General features: G+C 70.6%; 5 protein-coding genes. All 5 read right to left on the minus strand.

The window, feature by feature from the left end:
* Nucleotides 1–177 precede the first annotated feature (177 nt).
* The 5 genes from FF041_RS16045 to FF041_RS16065 all read right to left on the minus strand — a co-directional run bounded on the left by FF041_RS16045 (nucleotide 178) and on the right by FF041_RS16065 (nucleotide 4,134).
* Nucleotides 178–423: a hypothetical protein gene (locus FF041_RS16045; protein ID WP_323391928.1), complete on the minus strand. Its 246-nt coding sequence runs from the start codon at nucleotides 421–423 to the stop codon at nucleotides 178–180.
* The gene (locus tag FF041_RS16050) at nucleotides 407–658 is read right to left on the minus strand and encodes a DUF6400 family protein (RefSeq protein WP_153523447.1); all 252 of its coding nucleotides are present in this window, start codon (nucleotides 656–658) and stop codon (nucleotides 407–409) included. The genes FF041_RS16045 and FF041_RS16050 overlap by 17 nt, the downstream gene beginning before the upstream one ends.
* A 380-nt stretch (nucleotides 659–1,038) precedes the next feature.
* Nucleotides 1,039–2,013: an alpha/beta fold hydrolase gene (locus tag FF041_RS16055; protein ID WP_153523448.1), complete on the minus strand. Its 975-nt coding sequence runs from the start codon at nucleotides 2,011–2,013 to the stop codon at nucleotides 1,039–1,041.
* Nucleotides 2,014–2,071: 58 nt separating this feature from the next.
* A complete protein-coding gene (locus FF041_RS16060; RefSeq protein WP_153523449.1) occupies nucleotides 2,072–3,337 on the minus strand; it encodes a DUF6545 domain-containing protein in 1,266 nt (421 codons plus the stop codon).
* Between the two features lie 137 nt (nucleotides 3,338–3,474).
* Nucleotides 3,475–4,134 (minus strand): helix-turn-helix domain-containing protein, encoded by a 660-nt coding sequence (locus FF041_RS16065; protein ID WP_153523450.1) that lies wholly within the window; start codon nucleotides 4,132–4,134, stop codon nucleotides 3,475–3,477.
* Between the last annotated feature and the right edge of the window lie 250 nt (nucleotides 4,135–4,384).

A 4,384-nucleotide genomic window follows, 5' to 3' on the forward strand; every position in this document is an offset into this window, starting at 1 on the left:
CGTGCCCGAGTCGAAGATCGTCGAGACGCTGATCGAGGAGGCGATGAAACTCGCCGAGCAGATGCAGGCCGATGGCGCACCCTCCGGCGAGCCCCAGGTGTTCGCCGGTGTCTGACGGGCGCCGGCCCGGGTCAGGCGCCCTTCTCCGCACGGAGGCCGGTCGGTCGGCGGTGGACCTCAGGAGAAGGGCGCGCGGTCGTTCCGGCGGGTGACGCCGGGCCTGGTGTCGATCGACCACACATGGGTGCAGCCGGGGCACTGGAGGTGGACGACCGGCCCGTCGTTGGAGATCAGATAGCGCCAGTGCTCACCGCAGTTGCGCCGGTCCGCGCAGGTCACACAGGTGTCGGCGTCGTCGCAGACCGGGCAGGCGACCCAGGCCCGGCGGGCGGCGTCCGCCTGCGGATCAAGGGGCAGCCGCACGGCCCGGCCCCTCTCCCGGCAGCACGCCGGCCGCGACGAGCATGTCGTGGACGCGCCGCTGTTCATCGTCCAGGCCGGAGTAGAGGAGCGCGTACGCGGCCTCCTCGTCCTGGAGTGCGGCCATCGGATCCCAGTCCGGGCCGAGGGCGGTCAGGACCTCGGCCCGTCGCCGGGCCTCCTCGAAGGTGAGGTCGATCGTGAAAGGGATGAGGCCCTCGGCTCTCTGCTGACCCATGGCAAGACTTCCGGTGTGCGGGCGGGACCCGTCCAGCTTTACCAGAGAGCCGCTGAGGTAGGGAAGGGTGACCTAAGTTGCCCCGGGGCGGGGTGGGGCCGCGCGCCGCCCGGCCTGTGGCCGGAAACCGCCGACGGAAAGGGGCTGTTGCTCCCTCCGTACCCACGCCGACTGCCGGGCCCCCGTGAGGGCGCTGTGACGTACGCCACGACGAATCCGCCCTGGCGGCCCGGCTCCGCCTTGCCGTCTGCGCCACCGGGGCCGGATGGGCGCGACGCTCCGCGCCCGTCCGGCCCCGGAGCGTCATCGCGCCCTGAGCGGCGACGGACGCCGGAGTGCGGCGGATCCACGTCGGCAGGCTCGCTTCGCGGGGCGGGGCCCTACTCCGTGTCCCGCTGCGGCAGAGCGCCCAGCCACTGGGTCAGCAGCGCGTTGACCTGCTCCGGCTGCTCCTGCTGCATCCAGTGCCCGCAGTCCTTCAGCAGATGCGTCTGGGCACGGGGCATGGTCGAGGGAAAGTTTTCGATCGCCTGCTTCAGCCATACGCCGGGACCGTCCTTGTCGCCGCCGATGTAGAGGGCGGGCTGGAGGATCCGGGCGCCCGCCCAGGCACCGGTGAGCGCCCAGTCCCGATCCATGCAGCGGTACCGGTTGAGGCCGCCGGTCACCGCTCCGGCCGTCAGCTCGGCGGTGAAGCGGTCCAGGATCTCGTCGGTGAGCCAGGCCGGTGTGGCGGCCGGGAACGCGTCGCGCATCTCGGCCCCTTCGGGGATCATGAACACCCCCATGTCGCCCGTCTCCGCGGACAGCGCCGCGTAGAAGCCGCGCAGCCACTCGCGTACGTCGGGCTCGATCTCCGCCTCCGCGCGCCCCGGCTCCTGGAAGTAGCTGATGTAGAACTCCGCGCCCTTCGGCGCGAGCGCCGTGAACACCTCGGTGGGGACGTGCTCGTTCCGCGGGGTGTAGGGCACGCTCAGCAGACCCACCGCACGTACCAGGTCCGGGCGGAGCAGGGCGGTCTGCGCGGCGATGGTCGCCCCCCAGTCGTGGCCGATCACCACGGCCGGTGTGCCGCCGCCGAGGGCGGTGATGACGCCGACGACATCGGACACCAGATGCAGCATGCCGTACTCGTCGAGGGAGGCGGGCTTGACGGAGCGGCCGTAGCCGCGGACGTCTATCGCGGCGACCCGGTATCCGGCGGCGGCGAGTGCGGGGATCTGGTGGCGCCAGGAGTACCAGGACTCCGGGAAGCCGTGGACCAGGACGACGAGCGGGCCCTGGCCGTGTTCGACCACGTGGATACGGCCTCCGGGTACGTCGACGGAGCGGGACGCGTACTCGATGGTGCTCATGTGCCCTCCAGTGCGTGCGATAGGTCGGGAGTGGGAGTGGAGCCGGTCGTACGGTCTGTCATACACGAGGGGACGCCAGAGTGTTGCGGGCCGACCGGACGTGGTCGGATCGGCTGAGGGCGACGGAGAGCTCGGCGAGATCGGGAAGGCTGCTGTACGGGTGGGAGTCGTCGGCGCCGCTCATATAGCGGCCGGCGTCGAGGACCGCGCGGCGCCCCTCGTTCTTCGCCTCTTCCTCCGGGGAGCGCGCGCCGCGCGCCGTCGCGGCGGTGAGGGCCTTCTCGTGCGCCGTGCGGTACAGCGAGCTGGTGTCGGCGGCGACGGCCACCATCGCGGCCATGGCCTCCAGTTCCGCTCGCGGCCCGCGGTCGGCGGCCTGCTCCCGCACGAACTCCCGGATCCTCGGGTCCATGAAGGGGCGGAGTTCGAGCAGGGCGTCGTGGCAGGCGGCCTGCCGCTGCATCATGCGCAGTTCCGGGGCCCAGCCGATCCGGGAACGCGACACCTTGGCCATGTCGGAGTGCGTCACCACCAGACGGGCGAGGGGCGCCATCCGATGCCACTGCTGGAACGCTATGGCCGACGAGCGCAGCCGGAGCCCGACGAACGGCAGGATGAACCCGGTCGCGACCATCAGGGTCGACAGCAGGGCGAACACCGGGGCCACCATGGTGCTGAGGTCGTCCCAGTTCCCGCCGGCCCAACGGGCGGCCACGGCGAGGCCCTTGGCGATGTCGTACGCGAGATCCAGGCCGTAGCCGACGACCAGCAGCCGCAGCCCGAGCCGGAGCAGGCCGTCGACGTGGGCCGCCCACCGTTGGCACAGCACCACCATCACGGACGAGGCGAAGCCGTGCGCGAGTAGATACAGAACGATCATTTCCCGGATGTACGGGGTGTTCGCGTAGTAGGTGTCGAAGTCGCGCAGCCGCTCGACCGGAGTGTCGCCCACGATGAACAGGCCCACGATCGCCGCGCTGATCACGGTGTACACCACCAGGCAGCGGCGCGGCGTCAGCCGCGACCCCCCGGGAGGTATGTCCCGCCAGACGAGGATGAGCACCATGCTCACCGCGGAGAAGGCCGACAGCACGCCGTACACCAGCGGCGCCGAGAAGTTGGTGACGCCCGTCCAGCGGTTGAAGAGCGCGATGTTGTCCGGCGCGGCGAGCAGCAGGACGAGGGAGCCGGCCAGCAGCAGCGCGCATACGGCGGCCAGCAGGCGCCACTGGCTGGTGCGGCGTGCCCGGATGAGCGCGGGCACTTTGAGCAAGCCGGCCACGGCCAGGAGCGCGGAGCCCGCGAAGAACGGAATGTTGATCATCGGTGCTGCTCTTCGGAGCTGCGGGCGGGATTCATCTGGACGTCTCCTGTGGGCGGTAGAAGGGTGTGCGGGCGTCGCCGGGCGCCCGGTGGAGTGACCGGCGCGTGGTCCTCCTGGAAGGGGATGCCGATGCCAGGTCACAAGTCTTCCGGGGGGTGACCCAGCAGCCCGATGAGCCCCTTCAGCTGATCTTCAGGAAGGCTCCCGACGATCCGCAAGGCGACACGGCGTACCCCGTGATCGGCCGGCGGTACGGACACCGGTCGCTCGCTCTCCCTTCCCAGGGCCCGAGCGCTCTCCCTCTCCAGGGCCCGGGTGCGCTCGCGCTCCAGGATCCGCGTGCGCTCGCGGAGCAGCCGGAGAAGTGCCTCATCGGCCGCTTCGGTGAGAAACCCCGCGTGAACTCCGAAGAACTCACAGATCCTGAGCGCCGTCGACAGAGACGGCGTCCCGACGCTCAGCAGTCGGTGCAGACCCTGAACGCTGATGCCGATGCCGCCCGCGACCTCGCCCCGGGAATGTCCGTCCTCGCCGTCCGCCAGCCGCTCGACCCTGCCGTCGGCGTGCCGCCGCCGCGTCGAGATCAGCAGGGTCAGACGCTGCCGGACCACGTCCCGGAGCGCCGCTCTGGGCACGGGTTCGCCGTTGAGCAGCGATATCACCTCTTGGGCGGACAGCCCCGACTCGTAGGACAGTCTCGCGACCTCCAACACCCCCTGAGGATGCTTCTCCAGCTGTCCGCACAGAGTTCTGATCCGTTCCAGCACATCGCCGAGCTCGCGGGGGACATCCGCCATGCGCGTCTCCTCCTGCCTGCCGGAAGCCTCCGCCGGCAGCCGTGGGGGACAGCCCGCGCTCCGCCCTGCCGAAAGCGAACTTTACGTGTGTCAACTCCAGTTGATGCTTGTGGGGATCTTGTCACGAGGGTCTGGACGGCACCACCGTGCGCCGGAACCGGCTCAGGCTCCGAACCGGCCCAAGGTTCTGAAGAGCTGCCGAAAGGGTAGGAAACGACTGAGCGCATCCGCCATCGCGCGTGTCGGCTCC

Source organism: Streptomyces jumonjinensis (genome assembly GCF_009600885.1).
Classification (GTDB): Bacteria; Actinomycetota; Actinomycetes; order Streptomycetales; family Streptomycetaceae; genus Streptomyces; species Streptomyces jumonjinensis.

What these genes read in the sequence shown, in the direction of transcription:
- FF041_RS16050 (WP_153523447.1), bottom strand. Translation starts at nt 658, where the DNA reads ATGGGTCAGCAGAGAGCCGAGGGCCTCATCCCTTTCACGATCGACCTC.
- FF041_RS16055 (WP_153523448.1), bottom strand. Translation starts at nt 2,013, where the DNA reads ATGAGCACCATCGAGTACGCGTCCCGCTCCGTCGACGTACCCGGAGGC.
- FF041_RS16060 (WP_153523449.1), bottom strand. Translation starts at nt 3,337, where the DNA reads ATGATCAACATTCCGTTCTTCGCGGGCTCCGCGCTCCTGGCCGTGGCC.
- FF041_RS16065 (WP_153523450.1), bottom strand. Translation starts at nt 4,134, where the DNA reads ATGGCGGATGTCCCCCGCGAGCTCGGCGATGTGCTGGAACGGATCAGA.